The sequence below is a fragment of the Verrucosispora sp. CNZ293 genome, from assembly GCF_002754655.1.
In genome coordinates this window covers 399,278-424,492 of sequence record NZ_PEFR01000001.1, presented here as the reverse complement: position 1 = coordinate 424,492, position 25,215 = coordinate 399,278, and the positions used below count along the sequence as shown (strand labels likewise).

The window sequence follows — 25,215 nt, the reverse complement described above, 5'->3', positions numbered from 1 at the left end:
CCTCGGATGATTGACCGAAGGCGACCTACCCCGTGTCCTCCGTCGAGAGCACCTCAAGGCCGAGTTCCTGGTCGAGGCGGGCCATTCGACGACCCCAGGCAGCTGGCATCGGACCGCTCTGCCCGATCGGAAACCACAGAGGTCGTAGCTCCTTGAGCCAGCCGTTGTCGCCCCAGCTCGCCGGCAGGCTCATGGCAGGTTCGTATCCGTTGAGCAGGTTTGCCCGCACGGGGATCGTTTCCTGGAGGATCACCCGTACGTCGTCGTTGCTGAACCGGCCGCCGTGCCTGGAGCCACCCTGGGGCAGCGGGATGCGCCGGTCCGGATCGAGCCACTGCTGGCCGTCCCCGTCGAGATAGCAGCAGAGCAGCCGGTCGGAGTCGGCGCCCAAGCGCGTAGAGGCTTTCCACTCGGGGGTGTCGTTGTGACTGAGCACCGCCAAGTCAACGTGGTGTGCCGCAGCCAGTGCGTACTGATCTGCTGCACATACACCTACGGCACCTGGCGAGCAGGCGAATCGCGCGGGCAGCCCTGCCCGGTCGGCAGGCTCGGCGTCGGCCTCCGCAGCTGATTGAGCGAGCTGACGTACTTACATCAGGGACGGCAAGGTGATCGATCGGTGCCATAGGGTTACCGGCATGGGCACCGACGAGACGCTGGACCACCAGGGCATGGCGATCGAGCTCACCGACGCCTTCGCCGAGCACGACGCCGCCGGCCTGACCGCTCTCACCAAGGCCGGGCGAGCCGAGCAGCTGCGGGCCCGGCAGGCGCTGTACGACTACATCGACAAGATCTGGGAGCAGGCAAAGGCCCGTGGCCTGAACCCGGCGATCCGGCCAGAATGGAACGTCGTCGCCGGGCTGCGTGATCTGGCCAACGCGCTGGTCGAACAGGCGATCCAGGCCCAAGCCGAAGCCGGCGACGAGGACTGACACGGCAATGAGCCCCGGCCACGAACACGACGAGGCGATCCGGAGACTGATCGCCAGCACCGGGCAGGTCGGGCGGGTCTCCGGCAGCGAACCGTGGCGCGCGTTTCTGCTCCGGCTGACAGGCAACCGGTGGCCGCAGCGACGCGGTTGGCCGGTTGTGCCCCGGCTGGCTACGCCGTGGCAGGACACCATCTCGGCGGAGCGACCCGGCTGGCGGATGCGAGCGGCGAACCTACGCGGCCGCACCGACGACGGCCTCGAGCGCGACGAATTCGCCTTCGCCGTCGACTACCAGCTCTGCCGCCGATGCCGGATCGGCTGGGTGGAGCAGCCCTACACCCAGCCCGCTTACCAGCGGCGTGGCCTTGCCGCCGCAGGTATGGCAGCGCTACGCGAGGAGAATCCCGGCTTCACCTGGCACACCCTGGGCGGGCACATCGACGGCTCCCCGGCCTTCTGGGACACCATCGGCACCGGCATCCCCGGGAGCTATCGGCCGCGCACTGTATGCGAGCACGTCACAGCAGGCGGCTAACGGCCCTGTCCACCCCACTGGCGACCCGACGCCAAACTGCCCGTACCAACAGGCTGTAGTATCAGCGCATGCGCACTCAAGATGCGCACCGATGCGGAAAATCTGTGTCCGAGGGGGGACTTGAACCCCCACGCCCTATACGGGCACTAGCACCTCAAGCTAGCGCGTCTGCCATTCCGCCACCCGGACCTACTTGCTCAGCCTACCGTGTCAGCCTCGGTGACTTCATCACCGGTAGGCCGCCCGGTGGGCTGCACGGGGAGTTACTGTACACGCCGCAGATGGATCATGCACATCGGCATCGGGCTCGTCCGGCTGTCGTTGTGAGGGGGCCGCGGCAGGCCGTCGCCGGGTAGCGTCGAGGTGCCCGTACCCGGCAGCATGGGCCTCGTGCCCCATGCCTCCCCCCTGGCCGTCGCTCAACAACGGGCCCTCGCGCTGCGTGGTGCCGGTAACCTCGCCGCTGCCCGTGACCTGCTGATCGATGCGGTCGAGTCCACTCGGCCGCCGTTCAGCAAGGATCATCCGGACGTGCTCAGCACCGCTCACCTGCTGGCCAGGCTGCATCGGGAGGCGGACGATCCGAGCGCGGCCCGGCGGGTGTTGGAGGAGGCGTTCGCCGCCGGGGAGCGTCGTTGGCCACATGCCGATCCGCTGATGCTGGCGTTGGCCTTCGAGCTGGGGTCCGTCGCGGACGAGTTGGGCAATCGCCACGAGGCGCGCCGGAACTACACCCGTGTGGCCGCCGCCGGCCCTGCCGTGCTCGGCGCCGACCATCCGGCGGTACGCGCGGCACGGGAGTACCTCGGCGACGCCGCTCCCGCTCCCCAGCCCGTGGTCCTGGCCGCCCCTCATTCTGGTCCGGCCAGCCAGACTGGCCACGGAGCGCTTGACGAGCCTACGGTGTCCCTCGCTGCGCTCTCCACCCTGTGGAAGCCGCACGACGCGTCGACGGCAGCACCGGCACGTTCCACCTCTTCGTCGGCAGCCGCGCCGGCCGTCGATCATCGCGTTGCCGGCGACCCCGCAGCGGCGCCGGCCCCTCCCCAACTCGGCTCACCACACGGGTCCGTCGTACCGTCGCCACCGGTCGTTCCGCTGGTGCCGTCGACCTCGGTCGAGCCGGGACCCCCCGCCCCACCACAGGTCGCGCCGCCGCCCACCGTGCCGCCGGCGGTGCCGCCGCAGATCCCGCCACCGCCGGTCGTACCACCTTCTTCCGTGGTGCCGCAGATCCCGCGTCAGGTCTCCTCCGCACCCGCACCGCCGCCTGGGCCTCGGCTACCGCCGCCATCGGCCATGGTGCCGCCCGCCGCACCACGGGTTCCGCCGCCGCCCACGGTGCCTCCGCCGCCGGTGGTGCCACAGACGCGGACGGCTACTCATGACTGGTCGGCCCGCCCGGTCGTGCCTCCTGTCGACCAGGCCCGCTCGGCTGCGGTGCCACCCGCGCCGGTGGTGCCGCCGGTTTCGGGTGCCGCCGTGTCCAGGTCGACCGGCGAGGTGCCGGCTCCGTCGTCGTCAGTTCCGTCGTACACGGCTCCGTCGCCCACCGCAGCGTCGCTCACGACACCGGGCCCGCCGTCGACCGGAGCGGCTCCCCGTCAGCGGGTCGAGGACGACGAACGGACAGGCGTGCTGGGGGCCTTGCCGACCGCCGACGGGGCGACGTCGGCGGGCAGCGAGGCTGCCTCCATCGGGCATCCCGAGTGGGCCCGGCCCACGATCCGGGTCCAGCAGATCGGGCCGCTGCTGGAGGAGGAAGCGGCCCGGGCCGGCGGGACGCCCCAACCGCCGGAACCGGCAGATGGCGTGCCCTCGCCGGTGAGCGCGTCACCGGCCTGGTCATCGGCGGTCAGCGGACCGCCGGCCGACGGGCCGCCGGTGAGCGCCCCACCCGCCTCGGCCTGGTCGGTCAGCGCGCCACCGGCGCTGGGGCAGCCCGCCGAGGCACCCTGGAGTCGGGCCCAACCGGTAAGCGCACCACCCGTCAGCGCACCACCGGTCAGCGGACCACCGGTCAGCGGACCGCCCGGCTGGGCGCCGCCGATCAGCGCACCGCCGGTCAGCGCTCCACCCGTCAGCGCTCCACCCGTCAGCGGACCGCCGGGCTGGGTGCCGCCGGTCAGCGCACCGCCGGGTTCCTCCGTGCCGCCGCACAGCACCTCGCCGGTCAGCCCGACGGCCGGCCCGCACGAGTCGACCGCACCACTGCCCCAGCCCGGCCCGACCAGCGGACCAGCGGGCCAGGCAGCGACCACCGCAGTGGCCGGCCACCCACAGCCGACCAGCGGATCATCCGGGTTTGCGCCACCGACCAGCGGAGCACCCGCCAGTGGGCCGACCGACTATCCACCGACCAGCGGAGCACCCGTCGGCTACCCGCCGACCGGCGGAGCGGCCCATCCTGCGCCGTACGGGCCGGTCAGCGGTGCCTCGCACGGCCAGGGCGGCGGACCCAACCCGTACGGGCCGGTGAGCGGGGCCGGAGCCTACGGGCCGGGGGGCGGCGGGCAGCAGGGTGATCCCCGGTTGCCGGGACATGGTGGCCAGCCGCACGGCTCTCCGACCTATCCGCAGCCCGCCGGCCACGGCGCGCCGCCGCCCTATCCGGGGCCTGCCGCGCCGCCGGCCTGGAATCAGTCCGGTACTCAGTTTCCGGGGATCGCCGCGTCGTACCAGGGGCCGCTGGCGATGCCGACCGCGGAGCCGGCGCCGGGTCGGAACCGGGTGGCGATCGTGGTGGCGGTGGTGGCGGTGCTGGTGGCCCTGGCCGCGGTGATCGGGGTGGGGCTGCTGGTCCTGGACCGGCAGTCGGCATCTCCGTCGGAGCCTTCGTCGGCGCCGACGTCGTCGCCGGGTTCGGTCGGCCCGCCGCCGGGGAACCTGACGATGCGCGATGACACCACGACGATCACGTTGACCTGGACGGACCCGTCGGACGGGCTGGTGCCGTTCATGGTGGCCGGTGGGCGGAACGGGCAGTCGCTGGGCATGATGGCCACGGTGGACCCGGGTCGGACCAGCTACACCGTCAACGGGTTGAGCACCCGGGTGAACTACTGCTTCGCGGTGCTGGCCGTCTACGACACCGACCAGTTCGCCACCTCCGACCAGGTGTGCACGTCGCGGCAGGTCGACACGACCGACTGATCGGCGGTGTGACAGGTCCCGGTCGGACGGTCGTGGCGGGACACGCCGACGACACGCCACGCTGGGTGTCCACAGGCGGACGGTGCGGGTTCCCGGGGTCCGCAGCGTGACCATATGATGGCTCCCGGCTCAGGGGAGGGGTCGCCGCGACGGGGGCGCCACCTGCCGAGACGACACGGGAGGCTGCCGGCTGTGGCGAGCATCGACGAGGCCGTTGCGACCCGAACCCTACGATCCCGGTCCCGGGTACGCGGTGGTCTCGTCACCGTGGGTACGGTGCTGGCGCTGCTGGCGGCGATGGGACTGACCGTGCTCGGCCTGGGTTCGGCGGACAACGCGGTGGCCAACTACGACGCGAGTTCGTGGTTGTGGAGCGCGGCGCGCAGTGAGTTGGCGCGGGTCAACGGGGTCACCGCGCGGGTTGACACGCGCATGGAGGTACCGGCGGCGCGGCAGCATCCGATGCAGGTGACGCAGACCGATCGGCTGCTGGTGCTGCGGGATCTGAACACGGGTCAGATCAGCGCGCTGGATCTGGCGACGTTGCAGATCACCGCGACCACGCCCACCACTCCCGGGCTCGGGGTGAGTGTGGCGTTGCACGAGGACGCGGCGTTCGTGGTGGACGCGGTACAGGGTGTGGTGCGGCAGTTGGACCCGCGGTCGCTGGCCCCGGTGGGCGAGCCGGTGCGCTATCCGCCGGGGATCACCGGTGGCGCGTTCGACGGCGAGGGCCGGCTGTGGGTCGCGGTGCCGGCGGAGGGCACCGTCTCGGCGATCACCCCGGTGGTGCTGCCGTCGGAGGCGGCGGAGACGGCTGTGGGTTCGCCTCGGGTGGAGTCGTACGACGTGGCGGAGGCGAGCCACGAGTTGGTGGTCTCCACGTTGGACGACGGGGTGGCGGTGCTGGACCGCACGGCCGGGGCGTTGGTGACAGTCGTGGGCGGTACGACCCGACGCACGGCGTTGGCGTCGACGTTGACCGGGCCGGGCATCCTGCCGGTGCGTACCAGCGGGCCGGTGGTGCCGGTGACGGTGCCCGGGCAGCGGCAGGTGCACGCGATCGGTGACGGCGGCGAGGTGCGCTCGTTCACGGTGCCGGGCGACGGTGACCGGCTCGGTCCGGCGGTGGCCTGGGCGGGCCGGTTCTACTGCGCGGACGAGGCGGTGGGCGCGGTGTACGCGTTCGACGCGACGGGCCAGCTGACCGACACGATCCGGGGCCGGTGGGGTGGCCCGCTGGAGCTGGAGGTGCGGGAGAACTACCTGTTCATCAACGCGCCGGACGCGGCGACCGCGCGGGTGGTCGACGATTCGCACCAGGTGCGGGAGGTCGACAAGTACGCGAACGACGTGCTCGGTGGTGATCCGCCGCCGGAGCCTCCGCCGCCGCCTCCGCCGCCGAAGAAGCCTCAGGTGAGCAAGCCGGGCGCGCCGCGCAACGTGACGGCGGCGGCTGGTGACGCGCAGGCCCGGGTGAGTTGGCGGCCGGCGGCGGCCAACGGTGCCGAGATCGTCAGGTACGTGGTGGAGGGTGCCGGGCAGCGCCTGGAGGTCGGCGCGAACCAGCGGTCGGTGGAGGTCACCGAGCTGACGAACGGTGAGACGTACCGGTTCTCGGTGCACGCGGTGAACGCGAAGGGTGCCGGTCCGACCCGGACCAGCAACCCGGTGACGCCTACCGCTGACGTGCCGGACGCGCCTACCGAGGTGACCGCCGAGGCGCGGGCGGACGGCACGGTGGTGGTGACGTGGCCGGAGGCGAACGGTCAGGGCAACACGATCGCCAGGTACGCGGTGTCGGCGACGTCGGCCGGGACGAACGCCCCGGTGGGTGAGGCGACCGGCACCGAGTTGGTGGTGAAGGCCGGTGAGCTGGAGTACGGCACGCAGTACGCGTTCACCGTGGTCTCGGTCAACGACAAGGGCGCGGCGTCGGAGGCGTCGCCGGTGAGCAACACGGTGGTGCCGTTCACGGTTCCCGGTGAGCCGCTGGAGTTGCGGGCGAGCACGGTGGCCGACCAGCCGGGGACGGTGGCGGTGCAGTGGTCGCCGGCGGTGGCCAACGGCCGGCCGGTGACCGGGTACGTGGTGCAGGTGGGTGACAAGCGCAGCGAGGTCACCGACACCCGGGCGACGGTGGGCGGGCTCGGCGACGGGCAGAACGTGACGGTGCGGGTCCGGGCGGTGAACGAGGCCGGCGAGGGTGCGGAGGCGACGACGACGGCGCGTACGGTGGCCGCACCCCGGGTGACTGTGACCGGGTCGTCGGCGACCGCGACGGCGGCGACCGTGACGTTCACCGTGGACGCCGGTGGCGGTCAGGCCAGTTGTACGCTGTCCCGGTCGGGTCAGCCGGCGAAGAGTGGCCCGTGTTCGAGCATCACGATGAGCGGGTTGGCGCCGGGCACCAGTTACACGTTCACGGTGACGGCGACGAACGCCGCCGGCAGCGGCACCGCCACCAGGGCTCAGCAGACCGACGCCCTGTTCGGCATCGCCACCTGCGAGAACGGTCCCGACGGCGACCAGCGCACCTACTGCGACCGGGACCGCGACGGCCGCAACGGCAACGAGATCTTCTCGGTGCCCCGGCAGGACAACGACCGCCAGGTCGGCTGGGCGAAGCCCGGCACCCGGTTGAAGGCGTATTGCAAGGTGCGGGGCACGGACATCGACTCCTGGATCTACAACGACAACAAGCAGAGCACCTGGTGGGTGCAGGTCGAATACAGCGGACGTAACTACATCCCCTGGGCCTGGCTCAACCTGGAGGGCGGCGACGACATCAACGTCCTGCCCACCTGCTGATCCACCCCAGCCGAGGAGCACCACCGTGAACAGCCAGGAACCGCTCACCCAGCAGGAGGTGCAGGGCTTCGCCGCCCTGGCCGCGCGGCTGGCCGAGAACGTCAACACGGTGGTGCTCGGCAAACCGCAGGTGGTGCGGCTGGCGTTGACCGCGTTGTTCGCCCAGGGGCACGTGCTGCTGGAGGACGTGCCGGGGGTGGGTAAGACGACGCTGGCTCGGGCGATCGCGGCGACGGTGAAGGGGCAGTGGCGGCGGATCCAGTTCACGCCGGACCTGCTGCCCTCCGACGTGTCCGGGGTGACCATCTTCAACCAGGCCACCCGGGGCTTCGAATTCCACCCCGGCCCGGTCTTCGCCAACATCGTCATCGCCGACGAGATCAACCGGGCGTCACCGAAGACGCAGTCGGCGCTGCTGGAGGTGATGGAGGAGCGCACGGTCACCGTGGACGGGGTGCGTCATCCGGTGCCGCAGCCGTTCCTGGTGGTGGCCACCCAGAATCCGGTGGAGATGGACGGCACGTACCGGCTGCCCGAGGCGCAGCTGGACCGGTTCCTGGTGAAGCTGTCGGTGGGGTATCCGGACGAGTCGGTGGAGGTGGAGGTGCTGCGCGGGGCGACGGTCCGCTCCCCCGAGGCGCTCGCGGCGGTGACCGACACCGCCACCGTCGGCGAGATGGTCCGGATGGCCCGGCGGGTGCACATCGCCGAGCCGCTGTACGCGTACGCGGTGCGGCTGGCAGCGGCCACGCGTACCCATCCGCAGGTCCGCGTCGGGGTCAGTCCTCGTGGGGTGATCGCGTTGACCCGGGCGGCGTGCGCGTACGCGTTGATTGACGGCCGGGGCTGGATCATGCCGGAGGATCTGAAGGTTCTCACCGAGCCGGTCTTCGCGCACCGGTTGCTGCTCACGCCGGACGCCCAGGTGCGCGGGGTGACTGCCGCGGACGTGCTGCGGCAGGCGGTCGCCTCGGTGCCGGTGCCGCTGCCGTCGGGCCAGCCGGCCCCGGCGCACCACTGACCGGCGGTCCGGCGTGGGGATCACCGCCCGGGGCATCGGTCTGCTCGTCGCGGCCGTGCTGCTGCTGGCGGCGGGTTTCCGGTTCGGGTACCCGGAACTGACGTTGCTCGGCGCGGCGGCCGGCACCGCCCTGGCGGTGGCCCTGGTCGCCGCGGCCCGGCGTCCCCGGCTGCTGGTGTCCCGGCAGGCCGACCCGGACCGGGTGGCCCGGGGCGAGCCGGCGGCCATGACGTTGACCGTCCGCAACGCGGGCCGGGTGCGGGCGGCGAGCATGCTGGCGACCGACCGCTGCGGTGACCGGGTGGTGCCGGTGCCGGTGCTGCGGCTGCGGGCCGGCGCGGACACCACTGTCAGCTACGCGGTGCCGACGAGCCGGCGCGGGGTGGTGCCGGTCGGGCCGCTGCGGGTGACCCGCCGTGATCCGCTCGGCCTGGTGGTGCTGGCCCGGGCCTACGGCGAGGTCGTGCCGGTGTGGGTGTACCCGCGCGTTCATCCGCTGCGGGCGGTGCCCACCGGCGCGGGGCGCAGCCTCGACGGGCGGGTCGACGCGGTGCCGCACGGTTCGATCACGTTCGACTCGCTGCGGGAGTACGTGGTCGGTGACGAGTTGCGTCGCGTGCACTGGCGCACCAGCGCCCGGGTGGGTGAGCTGATGGTGCGGGAGAACGTGGACACCAGCCTGCCCCGGATCGTGGTGCTGCTGGACAACCGGTCGGTCGCGCATCCTGACCCGGAGTCGTTCGAGTCGGCCTGCGAGGCGGCGGCGTCGGTGGTCACCGCGGCGGTCCGTGAGGACCTGCCGGTGGTGCTGCTCTTCGTCGCCGCCGACGACACGTCCGTGGGGTCGATCGGTACCGGTCCGAGTGGACCGCTGGACCGGTTGGCGGCGGTGACGCTCACCGGCGAGGGCACGCTGGAGGCTGCGGCGGCGCGGCTGCGGCGCGACCGGCTCGGCGACACCCTTGTCGTCCTCACCGGACCGGGGGCGGCCGAGGACCTGGGGCACGTCGGCGCGCTGCGCGGCGCGTACCCGTCGGTGGTGGTCGGGATCTTCGGGGCGGCGGAGCCGACGCCGCCGGGCGCGGCCGGCCTGGTCGTCGTCGACGCGGCCGACGGTGCGGCCTTCGCCGCCGAATGGGACGGGGTACGCCGGTGGTGAGGCTGCTGCGGGCGGCGGCGGTGCCGGTGACGCTCGTCGTGCTGGTCACGCTGGCCGGTGTGGTGCTCGGCCGGGTGTACGCGGGGTCGCTGCTGACCATGCTGGTGGCCGGCGCGGCTGTCGGGTCGGTGCTGGTCAGCGTGGTGACCCGGCGGTTGCCGTCCTGGCTGGTCGCGCCGGTGTCGGTGCTGGCCATGCTCGGGTGGACGGCGGTCTGCCTGCGGCTGGCCGCCGCCGACGCGCAGCTGCCGGGCGGGTTCGTCGAGGTGGCCGGCGACGCCGCCCGCAACGCGATTCCCCGGCTGCTGACCGCGATGATCCCGGTGGAGGCGACGCCGGACACGATCCTGCTGCCGGTGGTGGCCGCCTGGCTGGCCGGGCTGGCCGGCGCGGAGGTGGCGCTGCGGGCCGGGCGGGTGCTGCTGGGCTACCTGCCGCCGGTGCTGCTGCATGTCGGCGCGGTGTACGTTGTCGGACCGAACGCGGAGCCGGCGATCGGCGCGACTGTGGCGTTGGTGGTGGCGGCGGCGCTCGGGTTGGCGGTGTCGTCCCGGACGCCCGACGAGGTTCCGGTCGACGGCCTCGCCCCGACGGCGCGGTCCGGGGTACGGGTCCGGCTGGCGGTGGCCTCGGCCGCCGGTACGGCGGTGGTGGTGGCGCTGGCGGCGCTGCTCGGCCCGGCGGTGGCCGCCCTGGTGGACAGCCGTCCGGTGGATCCACGGCGCTACGTGGAGCCGCCGCAGGTGGAGACGCTTGACGAGAACCCGCTGATCAGGATCTCCGGTTGGGCGTTGAACCCGGAGCAGGAACTGTTCCAGGTGGCGACCGACGGACCCGGCCCGACCGACCCGACGGAGGGTGCGGCGACGGGCAGTGCCGGGGTGCGGATCCGGCTGGCCGTGCTCAGCGACTACGACGGGGTCACCTGGCGGGTGGGGGCGACCTACCGCAACGCCGGCCGCATCCTGCCCCCCACGGAGCCGGCCCCGTACGCCACGGTCGACACCGTGCGGCAGGAGATCACCGTGGGTGACCTCAGTGGACGGCTGCTGCCTGCGGTAGCCACCCCGCGCGAGGTGAGTGGTGCCCGGGTCGCCTACGATCCGGGCACCGGCACGCTGATCCGTCCCGACGGTCTCGCCCCCGGCCTGCGCTACACGGTGACCTCGGCCCGGGAACGCCCCGATGCCAACCTGCTGGCCACCGCGAACACCCCGGCCGGCGACGCGGTGGCCCGGGTGCTGCACGTCCCCGACGGGGCACCCGAGCAGTTGCGACGGCTCGCCACCCAGTTGGCCGAGGAGAACGGCGCACCGTACGCGCGGGCGGCGGCGATCGAGCAGTGGCTGGCCGAGCACTACCGGCTGGTCGCCGACGCACCGAGCGGCCACGCCTACCCGAATCTGGCGTTCTTCCTGTTCGGGCCGCGCAACGGTGGCGGGCAGCGTGGCACGTCCGAGCAGTTCGCGGCGTCGTTCGCGGTGCTGGGCCGGCTCGCCGGGCTGCCGACCCGGGTGGTGGTGGGGTTCGCCGCGCCCGGGTCCGGTCCGGTGCGGGCGGCCGACGCGTACGCCTGGCCGGAGGTGCTCTTCGACGGTCTCGGCTGGGTGGCGTTCGACCCGCTGCCCCGGCCGGACGAGGAACCCCGGCCGGTGGAGGAGGACTTCCGCCCCCAGCCGGAGGACCCGCCACCGTCGGAGCAGCCGGAACCCACCCTGGAGCCGACCGCCTCGCCACCGGCGCCTGCCGCCCCCGGTGGCCCCACGGACAGCGGCGGTCTATCGACGCCGGTGCTTGTCGGTGGCACCGGCGGTGGTCTGCTGCTCGTCGTCGTGGCGCTGCTGATCACCGTCGCCGGGCTGCGCCGGGCGCAGACCCGAGCCCGGTTGCACCGGGGCGACCCCGGGCACCGCATCGCCGGCGCCTGGCGGGAGCTGACCGACGCGCTGCGGCTGGCCGGCCGGCCGGTCGCCGCCGACCTGTCCGCCACCGAGGTCGCCGCTCAGGCCCGACAGGCCCTGGCCGACGTCCGGCCACCGGCAGTGGCGTACGGGGCCGCCGAGGAGCTGGCCCGGCTGGTCAATCAGGTCAGCTTCGCTCCCGGCACGGCCGACGAGGAGCAGGCCGGTGCCGCCGCCGCGGCGGCCACCGTCTACACCGAGGCGGTACGAGCGGCGCGTCCCCGCTGGCGGCGACTGCTCTGGTCGGTGCACCCGGGCCCGCTGCGCTGGCGCCGCTGAGGCTTGCCCGGGCCGCCATCGCCGCGAACGCCACCTACGGTGATGCTGCCGGCTTCGGCGGCGGTGCGTCCTGATCGACGGCACGCAACCGGCGGACGAGTTTGCGCAGGCCGGACTGCCAGCCGTCGGGGTCCTCGGCGCGGCGGCGGGCGTAGTCGGCCACCTCGGGGTGCGGCAGGATCAGGAACCGTTCCTCCGCCATCCCGGCCACCGCCGCCGCGGCCACGTCGTCCGGGCTGAGCACCGCGCCGGAGGCCGCGATGACCCGGGCACCCAGGTGACCGGCGGCCAGTCCGTCGGCAAGCATCGCCGTGTCGACGCCCTGCGGGCACAGCGCGCTGACCCGGATCCCCTGGTCGCGGTAGGTCACCGACAGCCACTCGGCGAACCCCACGGCAGCGTGCTTGGTGGTGGTGTACGCGGCGTCACCGACGGCGGTCAGCACCCCCGCCGCCGAGCAGGTGTGCAGCAGGTAGCCGCTGCCCCGGGCGAGCATCGCCGGCAGCACCGCCCGGGCCGCGTACACGTGGGCGAGCACGTTCACCCGCCAGGACCGTTCCCAGCCGGCGTCGTCGACCTCCACTCCCCCGCCGGTGCTCACCCCGGCGTTGGCGCAGAACACGTCGATCCGGCCGTAGCGGCCTTCGGTGTCGGCGACCAGGGCGCGTACCTGTTCCTCGTCGGTGACGTCGACCGCGACGCCCCGGGCCAGCGGGCCCACGGCGTCGGCGACCGCCTCGACGGCGGCGCCGTCCAGGTCGGCCAGGACCAGCGCGGCGGCTCCCTCTGCGGCGAACCGCCGGGCCAGCGCCGCCCCGATTCCACCGGCCCCGCCGGTGATCACCGCTACCCGGTCGGTGAGGTTCACGCCGACTCCTTCGCGTCGAGCCCGAGCCGGGCGACAAGGGTGGCCAGGGCCGCCGGGTCGGTGGCGGTGACCTCCGGGGTGGGCAGCAATGCCAGCACCGGTACGTCCACCCCGGCGGACACGTAGCGGTTCACCTGTGCCCGGCACTGCTCGGGTGAGCCGTGCAGGATCAGCGCGTCGACCACCTCGTCCGGGATCGCGGCCAGGGCGCCGCGCCGGTCGCCGGCCGCCCACGCCGCCCACATGTCGGCAAGTGCCTCCTGCCGGCCGAGCCACCTGTGGAACTCCGCGTACGCGGGCACGGTCAGGTAGCTGGTGATCATCCGCCGGCCGAGGGTGCGGGCGTACCCGGCGTCCTCGGTGGGGCAGACGAAGATCCGGGCGGCCACCTCGAACTGCGGACGCCGCTGCCCCAGCTCGGCCACCGCCCGGGGCACGTCGGTGGCGGCGAGCCAGTTGAGGATCACTCCGTCGGCCTCGGCGGCGGCCAGCCGCAGCATGCCGGGACGCAACGCCGCCAGCAGCAGCGGCGGCGGCACCATCGGCGCTCGGTCCAGGGTGAACCGGCGGACGGCGAAGGTGTCGAACGCGCCGTCGACGGTCTCCCCGCGCAGTGCCGCCCGCAGGAAGCGCAGCACGTCACGGGTACGCCGGAACGGTTCGGTGAACTCCACGGCGTTCCAGTCGGAGACCACCACCGGCGACGAGGCGCCGATGCCGAGGGCGAACCGGCCGGGCGCGGCGTCGGCGAGCGCGGCGGCGCTCATCGCCAGCAGGCCGGGGCCACGGGTGAACGCCGGTGTGATCGCGGTGCCCAGCCGCAGTCCGGGCTGCCAGGCGGCGGCCAGCGCCAGTGGGGTGAACGCGTCGGCCCCGTTGACCTCCGAGGACCACACGTCGGTGTAGCCGGCTTCGGCCAGGGCCGCGTACACCGCGGCGTGGTCGGCGAGCGGGATCCCGCCCAACGGCACCGTCATTGCCCATCGCGTCGTCATCGGTCGATGGTGCCCGTCCCGGCGTCGTCGGGCAAGGTCGTCGCGGCGGCGGCCGAAGCACCGCCACCAGCGCTAACCTTCCCAACGTGACGTTCTCCCTCGTGGCCCGCTCGGACGACGGTCGGCTGCACGGCATCGTCGTGGCCAGCCGTTTCCTGGCTGCCGGGGCTCTCGTGCCGGGCGCCGCGGCCGAGGTCGGCGCGATCGCCACCCAGGCGCACGTGAACCTGGCCTACCGGCCGCAAGGGCTGGCGCTGCTGCGTACCGGCGTCTCCGCCGCCGGTGTGGTCGCCGGCCTGGTTGCCGCCGATCCGGAACGCGACCACCGGCAGGTCGGTGTGGTGGCGGCCACGGGGCCGGGCGCCACCTGGACCGGTGAGCACTGCCGGGGTTGGGCCGGTGGGCAGGCCGGCGACGGCTGGGCGGCGCAGGGGAACATCCTCACCGGCCCGCAGGTCGTCGACGCGCTGCGCGACACCTGGCTGGCCGGTGCCGACCTGCCGTTCGCGCAGCGGCTGCTCGCGGCGCTGCGGGCCGGCGAGGCCGCCGGCGGCGACCGGCGCGGTCGGCAGAGCGCGGGGCTGCTGGTGGTGCGCCGTGGTGGCGGGTACGGCGGCACCGGCGACGTCATGATCGACCTGCGGGTCGACGACCACCCCGACCCGGTCACCGAACTCGACAGGCTGCTCGGGGTGCACACGTTGCTGTTCAGCCGGCCCGATCCGGCCACCCTGCTGGACCTGACAGGTGCGCTGGCCGCCGAGGTCGCCGGTCTGCTGACCGCGCTCGGGTATCCGGCCGACCCGGCGGAGCCCGAGGACGCGCTTGTCGACTGGGCCGGGTTGGAGAACCTGGAGGAGCGGTTGGCGCCCGGTCGGATCGACCCGGTGGTCCTGGCCCACCTGCGCGCCGCCGTCCCGCACGTGCCGGCACCCCGGACCGCCGCCTGACCACCATCCACCGGCCGCGTTCCGGCTACCGGGCCGGTGGCGGCTCGCGCGGGCGGGTGCGCGGCGGTCGGGCGCCGGTCAGCCGCCGAAGGTGAGCAGCCGGATGCCGGCGGCGTCGAGGGCGTCCTGCTCGGCCCGGCTGCGCGGGCTGCGGCCGGTGGCCTTGCGGATCAGGGTCAGCCGGTCCCAGCCGAGGTGCGCCGGCAGGGCCCGCCCGCCGGTGAGCAGGTCGGCGATCACCCGGGCGGCGGTCGGGGTCAGCCACGGCGGCCGGTCCAGCGCCTCGGCCAGGTCGAGGCCGTGCACGCCGACCTCCACCACCCGGGTACGCAGGAACTCGGTCACGGTCATCAGGTCGCCGTGCCGGGTGCGTACCACCCGGTCGCCGGGGTGGGCGTCGACGGCGGCGAGGGTGGCCCGCCAGGCCCTGTCGAAGTCGGTGCCGGGCTCAGCCGCCAGTTCCTGGCTGCTGTGTCGGGTCGCTTCGGACCGCGCGGACTCGATGCGGTCGGCGTCCACCTCCGGGAGGAACTTCGCCGCACCGAAGTAGCCGGCGGCACCGACCCGGGCCGGGCCGGGCACCGTGGTGGCCAGCATGTCGGCCAGCCGGCCGGCCCCGGTGCGGACGTGGGCCAGCAGGTCGGCCACCGTCCACGGCGCGCAGCGGGTCGGGCGGTCGAGGTCCGACCGGTCGAGGGTACGCAGTACCGCGCCGAGCCGGTCGCACTCGTCGTGGAACGCCGACCGGACCGCGCTCACCCGGTCAGCCCTTGTAGCGGGGAACGAGACGGTGCACGGCGGTGAGCACCAGCGCCATCACCACTGCCATCGAGCCGGCGATGCCGGCGGCGCCGCCCGCGTAGCCGACGAACAGCGGACGACGAGCCAGCTCCACCGCGGGGGTGGACCGCAGATCCGCAAGCCACCACAGAGCCAGCACGCACCCGGTGATCGCGAGCACCCCGGCCGCGCCCAGCAGCAGGGCGGTCAGCCGGTGCGCGTCACCGGGGGCGACCTCCGCCCGTTCCCGCTGGGTGATCAGCAGCAGCAGCCCGGCCAGCGCCGCCCAGACCCCGACCACCAGGAACGCGGCGACCGCGTCGCTGGGCCGGTGCCAGCCCGCCGACAGGGTCGCCACCCCGGCGGTCGCGGCGTAGCCGGCAGCGAGCACGGCGCCGACGGCCCGCACCTTCGACGGCAGCACGAGCACCAGGGCCACCGCCACCGAGCCGGCGACCGTGGTGTGCCCGCTGGGCAGGCTGTTGCCGACGTACGCCCGTTCCAGGTCGATGCCGTAGTCGGGGCGGCTCAGTCCGTACTTGAGCAGTTGGGTGGTGACGTTGGCCCCGGCGATCAGCAGCGTCGCCGCGACGGCCAGGGCTACCCGACCTCGGATGAGCGCGATGAACCCGATCGTCACGGTGACCGCCAGCAGCGACACCACGGACATCGCGTTGAGGATCCGGTCGACAGGTTCCTCGATGTGGTCGCGGCCGATCCGGTTACCGGTGAGGGCCACCGTGTCGATCCACTGGCCGATCTCCGTGTGGAGGGCGAATCGCCAGACGGCGATGAAGGCTGCCGCCTGGATCAGGGCCAGCACGACCAGCCATACCGCAGTACCACCCCTGGGCGTCACGCGCACCCGCACAACTTAGCGGCACGCTACCGGCGTCCGGCCGGTGGCCCGCCCGTGACGTGGAGATAGGTTGGGCCGCAGGTGAAGGAGGGCACGTGACCGGTACGTCAGAGCGGGACGCCACCACGGTCGGGCGACCCGAGTCACTTGCCGATCTGCTCGGCGGGCGTCGGGGGGCCGTGGACGCCACCGTGCCGCCTGTGGCGTTCACGGTGGGCTGGCTGGCCGGTGACCGTTCGGTGCTGGTCGGGGTGGTGGCGGCCCTGGTCGCCGGGGCGGTGGTGGCCGGCTGGCGGCTGCGTCGCGGTGACCGGCCCCGCTCGGTGCTCGTCGGGTTGCTCGCGGTCTGCGTGGCCGCGCTGGTGGTGGTGCGCACCGGGCGGGCCGAGGACTTCTTCCTCGTGCAGGTGCTGGCCAACGCCGCCAGCGCGCTGGCGTGGGCGGCCAGCATCGTGGTGCGCTGGCCGCTGCTCGGGGTGGTCGTCGGCACGGCGCTGGGACAGCGCGGGCGCTGGCGACGTGATCCGGCGCTGCTGCGGGCGTACGGCCGGGCCAGCTGGGTGTGGACGGGGACCTACCTGCTGCGGCTGGCGGTGTTCCTGCCGCTGTACCTCGGTGGTCACGTCCTCGCGCTGACCGCGGCCCGGGTGGCGCTGACCTGGCCGCTGGTCGCGACGGCGCTGGCGCTCAGTTGGGCGGTGCTGCGGCGGTCGTTGCCGGCCGCTCATCCGGGGCTGCGGCACCCGGTCACACCGGAGCCGGAACCGGCCGGGCGGGTGCCGGAGGACAGCGGGCCGCAGGCGCCCGGGCCGACACAATAAGGGAGAGGCCGCCACGGGGGGAGCGGCCTCTCCGGTGATGTACGTTACTCCGTCCCGGGCCGGGTTGTGATCCCGGGGCGGTCACTTTTTTTCGCGATGTGCGCGCCGTGGCCGGCGGGTCGGGGTGGTGGGGTGGGCCGACCGCTCCGCTGCGTCGGCCAGAGGGCCGACCCACCCCGGCCTGACCGTGGGTGTCAGGCCGTCAACCGGACCTGCCTCTACCCCCGAGGCCCGGCCGGTGCCTCCGGGTGGGTCACCGCCCACCCGGAGGAGTCCGTTCAGCCGTTGGGGAACAACTTCCCGTAGTCGGCGTAGGCCATGGCGACGTCCGCCTGGGCCCAGAAGCGGTGGTAACGGAACTCGGGCTCCGGCCCACCGTCGAGGTACGCCTGCACCTTCGGCCACGCCGGGTCGTTCTTGTAGAACGACCGGATGTCGAGGAAGCTCTTCCCCGGCGCGATGGCGTCACCGTTGGGCATCTCGCCGCTCCAGCCCGGCGGGATGTACAGGCCCTGCCCGGTGGAGGCGTCGTAGACGTCGTCGAAGCGCCGGTAGTCGCCACGCTTCTCCACGGTCGAGACACCCTGGGCGTCGCTGTGGGTGTGCAGCGCGTCCAGCAGACCCTTGGCGGTGGTCTTCGCCGCCTCGTTGCCCGACTTCGCCGCGTACGCGATGAGCGTGCGGGCGTAGGCGGCGGCGACGCCGACGTCCTGGCCCTTGACCGTCACCTCGACGTGCAGGTTGGTGTTGGGCTGCGGGTTGGTCGGGTTCCAGTTGGCGGGCTGGCCGGTCCACTTCATGTCCGACGGGATGGACCAGTTCTCACCAAGCGTGGTGTTGGCGATGGCCCACGGCACCCACTTGTCGAGCAGTGCCTTGGCCCGGGCGTTGCCGGAGACCAGGTACAGCTCGGCGATGCGCTGCATCGACCAGGCCTGCATGCCGAACCACTGGTTCGACGGCGGGTCGTTGTAGACCGGGTCCTCGTCGTAGAACATGCCGTAGAAGGTGGCCGTGCCGGCCGGCGGCGTGCCGTAGTGCCCGCCCCAGCTGTTTGTCGCGCCACCGGCGATGCCGCCCTCGGCCGACTGGAGCCAGGTGTAGAGCTCCAGCTGCCGGTTGAGGCTGTTGGTCCAGTCCGCCGCCGCGGTCGGCGAGCGCGGCTTGAGCTCGTCGACGTTTGTCAGCGCCCAGGCCGCGAACGGGTTCTGGTAGCCGAAGTGGCTGTGGCTGGAACCGATCCGCCAGGACCAGTTCTGGCTGGTGTCGGTCGCGCCGCCCCAGGCGTAGTACCAGGACAGCAGGTAGTGGGCGGCCTCGCGGTTGTTGCCCGCCGGGCAGGCGGTGGCCCCGACGCAGTTGCCGACCCGCTTGAAGTACTTGTCGAACAGGGCGTACCGCAGGTAGTCACCCATCTTGGCGGCCTTGGCCACGGTGGCCGACACGTCGGCCGCCTTGTTCTGCTCCTTGGCCCAGGTCAGCGCCCAGTACGCGGCCTGCACGGCGCGGGCGTCGGCGTCCGGAGCGTTCGTGTACTTCCACTGCTTGGCGGGAGCCTGCGACTCCTTGATGAACAGGTCCAGGAAGCCGTACTGGCCGCCGTGGGCGAAGGTGTCGCAGGACGGGTGCGGCACGGTCTCCCATACCGACTCCTGGGTGCCCCGCTGGAAGGTGTTGATGTAGGCGGGGCGGGTGGTGCCGTCGCCGCAGCGGCCGTAGCCGTAGACGTTGTCGACGTCCAGCAGCCAGTGCATGCCGTAGATGGAGCCGGTGTTGTAGGTCGACTGCAGCTCCGAGCGCAGCGGGTCCCGGCCGACCGGCACGTTCGAGTCCAACTGGGACGGGTAACCGCTGGGCAGGTCGTGCTCGGCGGCGTAGGTGGCGTCACCTGCGGCGCCGGCGGTCGGCTGGTCGGCGTTGGACGGGATGATGTACTTCTCCATCACCGTCCACGCGTTGTTGAACGGCGCCCAGTTCTGGGTCACCCGACCGTAGTAGGCCTCCAGCCACAGCCAGAAGCTGAACGCCTCGGAGGTGGTCTCGTGGCCGTGGTCCGGCGCCTCGACGATGAGCGTCTCGATGGAGTGGTACGGCACGCCCTCGGGGCTGAAGTAGCCCGAGTTCTTGATCTTGTTGTACTGGGTGAGGAAGCGCTGCACATACTCGCCGTCGCCGCCCGGCACATCGTTGTCGATCTCGGTGACGGTGACCGTCGCCGGGGTGTGGCCGGTGGCCGAGGCGGTGATGGTGGCGGTGCCGCTCGTGGTGTCTGCGTCCTCCGCCGCCCGGACGGTGACGTCGACGCCGGTGTTCCAGTTCGACGTGGTGAGCGTCGCCGAGGTCGGAGTGACGGTGACGTCGGTGTCGCCGGTGCGCGCCAGGCTCACCGCGACGTTCGCGGTGGGCGCCCGGTTCAACTTGAGGTTGAACGTCGAACTGCCGCCCTCGGGGACGGTCAACGCGGTGGGCGCGGCGACAAGTGCCGGCGAGGTGGTGCCGCCGACGGTGAACGAGCGCTCGGCGATCGCGGACAGACCGCTGTTGTCGTACGCCCTGGCCTGCACCGTGTAGTCACCGGCCGGCAGGCTCTCCAGGGTGTACGCGTACGGCGCGGTGGTGTCGGTGTTGACCAGCAGGCCGTTGCGGTAGAACTCGACCCGGGCGATGGTGCCGTCCGGGTCGCTGGCGGTGGCGGTCAGCGGCACCGTCGCCGGGGCCGTGAACGGACCGGCGGGCACCGACAGGCTGACCGTCGGGGGCTGCTGCGCCGTACCACCGCAGGTGACCCCGTTGACCGAGAACGAGGTCGGCTTCGCGTTGGTGCCGGAGTATGAGCCGTTGAAGCCGATGCTGGTGCTGCCGCCGGCCGCGATGTTGCCGTTCCAGGATTCGTTGACGGCGGTGACCTCGTTGCCGCTCTGGCTCCACCGGGCCGACCAGCCCTGGGTGACCCGCTGGTTGCCGGGGAAGGCGAACCGCAGGGTCCAGCCGTTGATCGCGTCGCCGGTGTTCCTGATGGTGACGTTGGCGGTGAAGCCGTTGCTCCAGTCGTTCGTCGTATAGACCACGTCGCAGGCCGGTGCGGCCTGTGCGGCGGCGGCGGGGACTGTCGCCCCACCGATCGCCAGCGCCGCGGCGGCGAGCCACGCCAGGCGCCGACGTCTAGCCAGGTTTCTCATCTGCGCGGTGTCTCCTCGGACCAGGCCGGTGGCGGTGGCGCCCCGGCGGTGACGCCTCGGGACGACGGGTCCATCGAGGTGCCAGTGGATGGTGGTCGCTGCGGCCCGGGTGGGGCCGGCGCGGCGGGGCGCCATATGGGACGGCAGCTGCTCCCGCTGCTGGCAGGACGCCGTACCGGACGAGCCGGAAGCCCTCGGCGACCCACGCTCACGCGTACCTTGGCTCCGCGCGGTCGATCGACAGTGTGCCATGGAAGCGCTCCCAACGCCAGCAAGGAAACTTCCGGAAACACTGAGTTGTTTCGATCTCGTTTTGGGGCTTTCACAAAGCCGTGACGGGCGTTACAGTCGCAGCAACGTCGATGGGAGCGCTTCCATCGACAGAGTTCCACCCGGAATATCGCCCGGTGTCGTGCCCACGGCTCCGGGGAACAGGCCACAGGCCGACGGCGGGCCAGCCCGGACACCGCCGTCAGCCATCACCCCACCACAGTGGAGGGAGGTGGATCCTCAGCCACTCGCGTGGCCCGGCTCCCGCGCGACACGCACAACTGGGACGCCAATCCGAACGTGCGTGTACCGCAACACGGTGGGGACGGGGGTTGCCCTCCCCCGTCCCCACACTAAACCCCCGTTCACGATGGGAAAAGAGGCCGACGGGTCAGACGCGCACCACCCGCGCGCCCCGCACGGCAGCCGACCCGCCCGCCGACCGCCATCCGCGACGCCCCGCCGACCGCCCGGGCGCGCACCGCCGGTCCGCCCGCGGTACTCGGCGCACCCGGTCCCGCCGCACCGCTGCCCGACCGGCACAGCGCCCTTCCCCACCCCACGTCACCCCGCCACCGAGGTCCGTCCGCCCCACCCCTCGCGACGACTCGGCCCTGCGGGACCGCCTACCCTCTAGCCTTTGTTGGGAGCGCTCCCGGGCTCAGGCGGTCATCCCCATCCACGAGGAGAACCCATGTCGATACTCACCAGGCGGCACCTGCTGCGCCGCGCGGCGCTCTCGGCCACCGCCGCCACCCCGGTCAGCGCCGTCCTCGGCACCGCTGCTGTGGCCACCACGGCCACCGGCCTGGCCGGCTGCCGGCCCGGCGACCCGGTCGAGAACACGGCCACCGCGTCGAACCCGGCCGCCCGACGGTCCTTCCCCCCCGACTTCGGGTGGGGCGCCGCGACCTCCGCCTACCAGATCGAGGGCGCCGCCAAGGAGGACGGCCGCGGCGAATCGATCTGGGACACGTTCAGCCGCACACCGGGGCGTACCCGCAACGGCGACACCGGTGACGTCGCGGCCGACCACTACCACCGTTATGCCGAAGACCTCGATCTGATGCGTGACCTGGGGCTGCGCAGCTACCGGTTCTCCATCTCCTGGCCGCGCATCCAGCCCGACGGAACCGGCGCCGCCAACCAACGCGGCCTCGACTTCTACCGCCGCCTCGTCGACGGCCTGCACGAACGCGGGATCGCCCCGATGGCCACGCTGTTCCACTGGGACCTGCCCCAGGCCCTGCAGGATGCCGGCGGCTGGGAGTCCCGCGACGTCGCCCACCGCTTCGCCGACTACGCCGCCATCGTCTTCGAGGCGCTCGGTGACCGGGTGCCGGTCTGGCTGACCATCAACGAGCCGAAGACCGTCGTGCAGAACGGCTACCTGTTCGGCCACCACGCCCCCGGCCGGCAGGACCCCGACGCGGCGTACCTGGTCGCCCACCATCTCCAGCTCGCCCACGGCCTCGCCGTACGCGCCCTGCGCGCCCGAGGCGGCGCCAGTCGCATCGGTCCCGCCTTCAACCTGCACCCCTGCTACCCGGCCGACGACTCCACCGCCGCCGCCGAGGCCACCCGCCTCTACGACGGCTACGAGAACCGCCTCTACCTCGACTCCGCGTTGACCGGCAGCTATCCCGACGACGTCCTGGCCGACCTCGGCCCCGACAGCCGGATGGTCCGTGGCATCCGCGACGGCGACCTGAAGATCATCTCCAGCCCGGTCGACCTGCTCGCCGTGCAGTACTACACCCCGATCTACGTCACCGCCTCCGGCGGCATGGAACGCCGCTGGCCCACCTCGGAGGCGGAGTGGCAGCAGATCTACCCCGACGGGATGTACGACATCCTCACCCGGGTCACCCGCGACTACGGGCCGATCCCGATCACCGTCACCGAGAACGGCCTGCCCACTCCCGACGAGCTCAGCCCCGACGGCACCGTCGAGGACGACGGCCGCGTCACGTTCCTGCGCGACCACCTGGCCGCCGCCCAGCGAGCCATCGCCGATGGCGTGCCGCTGGAGAGCTTCCACGTCTGGTCCCTGCTCGACAACTTCGAGTGGGCCGAGGGCTACGAGCAGCGCTGGGGGCTGATCTACGTCGACTACCCGACGCAGCGCCGGGTGTTCAAGCGCAGCGCCCACTGGTACCGCCAGGTCATCGCGGACAACGCGGTCTGACCCGCAGCTCGGCGGCGGCCCGGGTCCGGGTCGCCGCCGAGGCACGTACGATCCCCGCATGCGTGATCGCAACCGCCTGGGCCGGCCGTTCTGGACCTTCTGGAGCGCCGCCGCGCTGGCCAACCTCGGTGACGGCATCCGGGTGGCCGCCTTCCCCCTGCTGGCCGCCGCACTCACCGACGACCCGTTGGCGGTCGGTGCCGTCGCCGCCGCCCAGTTCCTGCCGTGGCTCGTCTCCGGGCTGCTCGCCGGCGCCCTGGCCGACCGCCGAGGTGCCCGTACGCTGCTCGCCGCCGCCGACACCGGCCGCGTCGTGGTGCTGGCCGCGCTGGCCACCACTGTCGCCCTGGGCTGGGCCACCATCGCGCTCGTCGTGGCCGCCGCGTTCCTGCTCGGCGTCGGCGAGACCATCCGGGACACCGCCGCCCAGACCGCCGTGCCCCGGCTCGTCCCCGACGCCCAGTTGGAGAAGGCGAACGGACGCCTGGTCGCCGGTGAGATCGTCGGCAACGAGTTCGTCGGCCCACCTGTCGGTGCCCTGCTGTTCGTGATGGGTGCCGCCATCCCGTTCGCCGTCAACGGGGCCACCCTGGCGCTGGCGGTGATGCTCGTTCTCTCCCTGCCACTGACCCTGGCCCACCGGGCCGTCCCGGACACCAGCGACGCACCGCCGTCCGCCGAAGGCGATGGTGCGCTGGCCGGCCTGCGCTGGCTCATCCGCCAGCCGATGCTGCGCACCCTGGTGCTCGTCACCGCCGCGGTGGCCGCTGCCGACACCGCCTGGTTCGCGATCTTCGTGCTCTACGCCCGCGACGCCCTCGGGCTCGGCGCGTTCGGTTTCGGCCTGCTGCTGGCCACCGGCGCGGCCGGTGGACTGGTCGGCTCGTTCGCCGCCGACCGGCTCGTCGCCCGCTTCCATCACCGGACCGTGCTGACCTGGTCGATGGCCGTCACCGCCGGCGTACCGGCCCTGCTGGCCGTCGTCGGGCACCGCGCCGTCGCGGTGATCGTCGTGGTCACCACAAGTGCGGCGTTCGCCGTGCTCAACGTCGCCGCGCTGTCGATCCGCCAACGGCTCGTGCCGGGCGGGCTGCTCGGCCGGGTCGTCGCCGCCGCCCGCCTGGTCACCTACAGCTGCACCGCGCTGGGCGCGCTGGCCGGCGGCGCCCTGGCCGCCCGAGCCGGCATCGAGGCACCGTTCGTGTTCAGCGGCATCGTCGCGGTGGCCGCCACCGTCGCCTGGTGGATCGCCTCCCGTCCGACCAACCCCGGCACCGCCCTCGGCCTTCGCTAGGCCGACGCCGGCCAGGCACCTCCGTCGGGCCGTAACCCGGCCGGCAGGCGGGCCGTCACCTTCTCCCGCAGCCGGGGACAGACGGTGATGTCCTCGGCGTCGCACGCCGCCGCGTGCTCGATGATGGCCAACGACTCCTGAGCCGCTGCGATCCGGGCGCGCAGCAGGTCACCGTGCCGCTCGTACAGAGCCGCCCGGGCCTGCTTGTCGGCCGCCTCGGTGAGCAGGTAGCGAGTCTGCTCCAGGGTCAGCCCCGCCTCCTTGGCCAGCAGGATGAGCGCGATCCGGGTCGCGTCGACCGCGCCGTACACCCGCCGTCCGCCGGGGGCCCTGGCCGGGGTCAGCAACCCCATCTGCTCCCAGTGCCGCAACACGTGCGGAGCCAACCCGTACAGCGCCGCCAGCTCACCGATGGCCATCTGCCGCCTTGACTTCATGTGGACATGAAGATGCACCGTCACCGGTGATGTCAAGCATCCGGAACCCGGCCGGATCGAATATGCGTAGGAGAAGCCATGTCGCTCGCCAAACGGCTGCACGCCGTCGTACACCCCGCCCACGACACCGGCTTCGACGGGCGTCGCAGCGCCTCCTACGACCGGATGTCCCGCTGGGCGCTGCGCGGCCTCTACCGGCGGGTCGCCGCAGAGGTCGCGGCGGTCGCACCGGAATCGGCGACGATCCTGGACGTCGGCACCGGCCCGGGCCGGCTGCTGCACGAACTCGCCGACCGCCGCCCCGACGTCACGCTCACCGGTGTCGACCCGTCCCCGCACATGATCCAGGTCGCCGAACAGGCCGCGACGAGCCGCTCGCTGGGCCACCGCGTTCGGTTCGAGATCGCCGACGTGGCGAACCTGCCCCATCCCGACGGCAGCGTCGATGTGGTCGTCTCGACGCTGAGCCTGCACCACTGGCCGGACCTTCCGGCGGCAGCCACGCAACTGGCCCGGGTCCTCCGGCCCGGCGGCCAGCTCATGATCTACGACTTCCGGTTCGCGCCCCTCGGCGCGGCGCTCGTCGCCCTGCGGTCCCAGGACGTCTTCGCCGCCACGGAGGTCACCAGGACGCCGGTACGCGCCGGCTGGTACCCGGTGACGCCGTTCGCCAGAGTGAGCGCGTCGAGCGCACAGGCGTGACAGGCACCGGCGACCGGC

General features: G+C 73.0%; 20 protein-coding genes, 1 tRNA gene and 2 pseudogenes. 13 read left to right on the top strand and 10 right to left on the bottom strand.

The window, feature by feature from the left end:
- Window positions 1–25: 25 nt before the first annotated feature.
- Window positions 26–391 (bottom strand): hypothetical protein, encoded by a 366-nt coding sequence (locus tag CLT74_RS01900; protein WP_099845000.1) that lies wholly within the window; start codon window positions 389–391, stop codon window positions 26–28.
- Between the two features lie 247 nt (window positions 392–638).
- Between CLT74_RS01900 and CLT74_RS01895 the strand changes: the two genes are divergently transcribed.
- Complete coding sequence (locus CLT74_RS01895) at window positions 639–935, top strand: hypothetical protein (protein ID WP_099844999.1); 297 nt, start codon at window positions 639–641, stop codon at window positions 933–935.
- Window positions 936–942: 7 nt separating this feature from the next.
- Window positions 943–1,470: a hypothetical protein gene (locus CLT74_RS31020; RefSeq protein ID WP_486581905.1), complete on the top strand. Its 528-nt coding sequence runs from the start codon at window positions 943–945 to the stop codon at window positions 1,468–1,470.
- 105 nt (window positions 1,471–1,575) lie between these two features.
- Here the strand turns inward: CLT74_RS31020 and CLT74_RS01885 are convergent.
- Window positions 1,576–1,659 (bottom strand) — tRNA-Leu (locus tag CLT74_RS01885).
- 192 nt (window positions 1,660–1,851) lie between these two features.
- Between CLT74_RS01885 and CLT74_RS31015 the strand changes: the two are divergent.
- Window positions 1,852–2,034, top strand: a pseudogene (locus CLT74_RS31015) (hypothetical protein); the annotation flags it as partial.
- A gap of 818 nt (window positions 2,035–2,852) precedes the next feature.
- On the opposite strand, the gene CLT74_RS30610 reads toward CLT74_RS31015, so the two are convergent.
- Together CLT74_RS30610 and CLT74_RS30605 are read right to left on the bottom strand one after the other, a co-directional pair.
- On the bottom strand, window positions 2,853–3,038 hold the full coding sequence (locus CLT74_RS30610) for a hypothetical protein (RefSeq protein ID WP_199172446.1): 186 nt from the start codon (window positions 3,036–3,038) through the stop codon (window positions 2,853–2,855).
- 36 nt (window positions 3,039–3,074) lie between these two features.
- Complete coding sequence (locus CLT74_RS30605; protein ID WP_199172445.1) at window positions 3,075–3,731, bottom strand: hypothetical protein; 657 nt, start codon at window positions 3,729–3,731, stop codon at window positions 3,075–3,077.
- A gap of 457 nt (window positions 3,732–4,188) precedes the next feature.
- On the opposite strand from CLT74_RS30605, the pseudogene CLT74_RS01875 reads away from it, so the two are divergent.
- The 5 genes and pseudogenes from CLT74_RS01875 to CLT74_RS01855 all read left to right on the top strand — a co-directional run.
- Window positions 4,189–4,623: pseudogene (locus CLT74_RS01875) on the top strand (fibronectin type III domain-containing protein); the annotation flags it as partial.
- 201 nt (window positions 4,624–4,824) lie between these two features.
- Window positions 4,825–7,434 carry a fibronectin type III domain-containing protein gene (locus tag CLT74_RS01870; protein ID WP_486582684.1) on the top strand — a complete coding sequence of 870 codons (2,610 nt, stop codon included), beginning with the start codon at window positions 4,825–4,827 and terminating at the stop codon, window positions 7,432–7,434.
- A 25-nt stretch (window positions 7,435–7,459) separates the two neighbouring features.
- A complete protein-coding gene (locus CLT74_RS01865; RefSeq protein WP_099844998.1) occupies window positions 7,460–8,455 on the top strand; it encodes an AAA family ATPase in 996 nt (331 codons plus the stop codon).
- Window positions 8,456–8,468: 13 nt separating this feature from the next.
- The gene (locus CLT74_RS01860; RefSeq protein WP_099844997.1) at window positions 8,469–9,614 is read left to right on the top strand and encodes a DUF58 domain-containing protein; all 1,146 of its coding nucleotides are present in this window, start codon (window positions 8,469–8,471) and stop codon (window positions 9,612–9,614) included.
- Entirely contained in the window at window positions 9,590–11,854 is a 2,265-nt protein-coding gene (locus tag CLT74_RS01855) for a transglutaminaseTgpA domain-containing protein (RefSeq protein ID WP_099844996.1), read from the top strand. The genes CLT74_RS01860 and CLT74_RS01855 overlap by 25 nt, the downstream gene beginning before the upstream one ends.
- A gap of 34 nt (window positions 11,855–11,888) precedes the next feature.
- On the opposite strand, the gene CLT74_RS01850 is transcribed toward CLT74_RS01855, so the two are convergent.
- Both CLT74_RS01850 and CLT74_RS01845 read right to left on the bottom strand, forming a co-directional pair.
- Window positions 11,889–12,722, bottom strand: coding sequence for an SDR family oxidoreductase (locus CLT74_RS01850; protein ID WP_099844995.1), 834 nt, complete (start codon window positions 12,720–12,722; stop codon window positions 11,889–11,891).
- Window positions 12,719–13,699 (bottom strand): LLM class F420-dependent oxidoreductase, encoded by a 981-nt coding sequence (locus CLT74_RS01845; RefSeq protein ID WP_099844994.1) that lies wholly within the window; start codon window positions 13,697–13,699, stop codon window positions 12,719–12,721. The genes CLT74_RS01850 and CLT74_RS01845 overlap by 4 nt, the downstream gene beginning before the upstream one ends.
- 104 nt (window positions 13,700–13,803) lie before the next feature.
- On the opposite strand from CLT74_RS01845, the gene CLT74_RS01840 reads away from it, so the two are divergent.
- A complete protein-coding gene (locus CLT74_RS01840) occupies window positions 13,804–14,667 on the top strand; it encodes a DUF1028 domain-containing protein (protein WP_099844993.1) in 864 nt (287 codons plus the stop codon).
- A 78-nt stretch (window positions 14,668–14,745) separates the two neighbouring features.
- Here the strand turns inward: CLT74_RS01840 and CLT74_RS01835 are convergent, their stop codons facing one another.
- Both CLT74_RS01835 and CLT74_RS01830 read right to left on the bottom strand, forming a co-directional pair.
- The gene (locus CLT74_RS01835) at window positions 14,746–15,426 is read right to left on the bottom strand and encodes a maleylpyruvate isomerase N-terminal domain-containing protein (RefSeq protein ID WP_099844992.1); all 681 of its coding nucleotides are present in this window, start codon (window positions 15,424–15,426) and stop codon (window positions 14,746–14,748) included.
- Between the two features lie 4 nt (window positions 15,427–15,430).
- On the bottom strand, window positions 15,431–16,318 hold the full coding sequence (locus CLT74_RS01830; protein WP_099844991.1) for a phosphatase PAP2 family protein: 888 nt from the start codon (window positions 16,316–16,318) through the stop codon (window positions 15,431–15,433).
- A gap of 83 nt (window positions 16,319–16,401) precedes the next feature.
- On the opposite strand from CLT74_RS01830, the gene CLT74_RS01825 reads away from it, so the two are divergent.
- A complete protein-coding gene (locus CLT74_RS01825; RefSeq protein WP_099844990.1) occupies window positions 16,402–17,127 on the top strand; it encodes a DUF3159 domain-containing protein in 726 nt (241 codons plus the stop codon).
- A 278-nt stretch (window positions 17,128–17,405) separates the two neighbouring features.
- Here the strand turns inward: CLT74_RS01825 and CLT74_RS01820 are convergent, their stop codons facing one another.
- Window positions 17,406–20,306 (bottom strand): glycoside hydrolase family 48 protein, encoded by a 2,901-nt coding sequence (locus CLT74_RS01820; RefSeq protein WP_099851112.1) that lies wholly within the window; start codon window positions 20,304–20,306, stop codon window positions 17,406–17,408.
- Between the two features lie 964 nt (window positions 20,307–21,270).
- Between CLT74_RS01820 and CLT74_RS01815 the strand changes: the two genes are divergently transcribed.
- Window positions 21,271–22,764 carry a GH1 family beta-glucosidase gene (locus tag CLT74_RS01815; RefSeq protein WP_486581904.1) on the top strand — a complete coding sequence of 498 codons (1,494 nt, stop codon included), beginning with the start codon at window positions 21,271–21,273 and terminating at the stop codon, window positions 22,762–22,764.
- Between the two features lie 58 nt (window positions 22,765–22,822).
- Window positions 22,823–24,058: an MFS transporter gene (locus tag CLT74_RS01810; RefSeq protein WP_099844989.1), complete on the top strand. Its 1,236-nt coding sequence runs from the start codon at window positions 22,823–22,825 to the stop codon at window positions 24,056–24,058.
- Here the strand turns inward: CLT74_RS01810 and CLT74_RS01805 are convergent.
- The gene (locus CLT74_RS01805; RefSeq protein WP_099844988.1) at window positions 24,055–24,477 is read right to left on the bottom strand and encodes a MerR family transcriptional regulator; all 423 of its coding nucleotides are present in this window, start codon (window positions 24,475–24,477) and stop codon (window positions 24,055–24,057) included. The two genes, CLT74_RS01810 and CLT74_RS01805, sit on opposite strands and share 4 nt — an antisense overlap.
- Before the next feature lie 96 nt (window positions 24,478–24,573).
- On the opposite strand from CLT74_RS01805, the gene CLT74_RS01800 reads away from it, so the two are divergent.
- Window positions 24,574–25,197, top strand: a complete 624-nt coding sequence (locus tag CLT74_RS01800) for a class I SAM-dependent methyltransferase (RefSeq protein ID WP_199172047.1) — start codon at window positions 24,574–24,576, stop codon at window positions 25,195–25,197.
- Window positions 25,198–25,215 lie beyond the last annotated feature (18 nt).

Bases quoted from the DNA above. Each gene is read 5' to 3' on its own strand.
- CLT74_RS01855 (WP_099844996.1), top strand. From the start codon at position 9,590: ATGGGACGGGGTACGCCGGTGGTGAGGCTGCTGCGGGCGGCGGCGGTG.
- CLT74_RS01895 (WP_099844999.1), top strand. From the start codon at position 639: ATGGGCACCGACGAGACGCTGGACCACCAGGGCATGGCGATCGAGCTC.
- CLT74_RS01820 (WP_099851112.1), bottom strand. From the start codon at position 20,306: ATGAGAAACCTGGCTAGACGTCGGCGCCTGGCGTGGCTCGCCGCCGCG.
- CLT74_RS31020 (WP_486581905.1), top strand. From the start codon at position 943: ATGAGCCCCGGCCACGAACACGACGAGGCGATCCGGAGACTGATCGCC.
- CLT74_RS01810 (WP_099844989.1), top strand. From the start codon at position 22,823: ATGCGTGATCGCAACCGCCTGGGCCGGCCGTTCTGGACCTTCTGGAGC.
- CLT74_RS01800 (WP_199172047.1), top strand. From the start codon at position 24,574: ATGTCGCTCGCCAAACGGCTGCACGCCGTCGTACACCCCGCCCACGAC.
- CLT74_RS01805 (WP_099844988.1), bottom strand. From the start codon at position 24,477: ATGGCCATCGGTGAGCTGGCGGCGCTGTACGGGTTGGCTCCGCACGTG.
- CLT74_RS01845 (WP_099844994.1), bottom strand. From the start codon at position 13,699: ATGACGGTGCCGTTGGGCGGGATCCCGCTCGCCGACCACGCCGCGGTG.
- CLT74_RS01815 (WP_486581904.1), top strand. From the start codon at position 21,271: ATGTCGATACTCACCAGGCGGCACCTGCTGCGCCGCGCGGCGCTCTCG.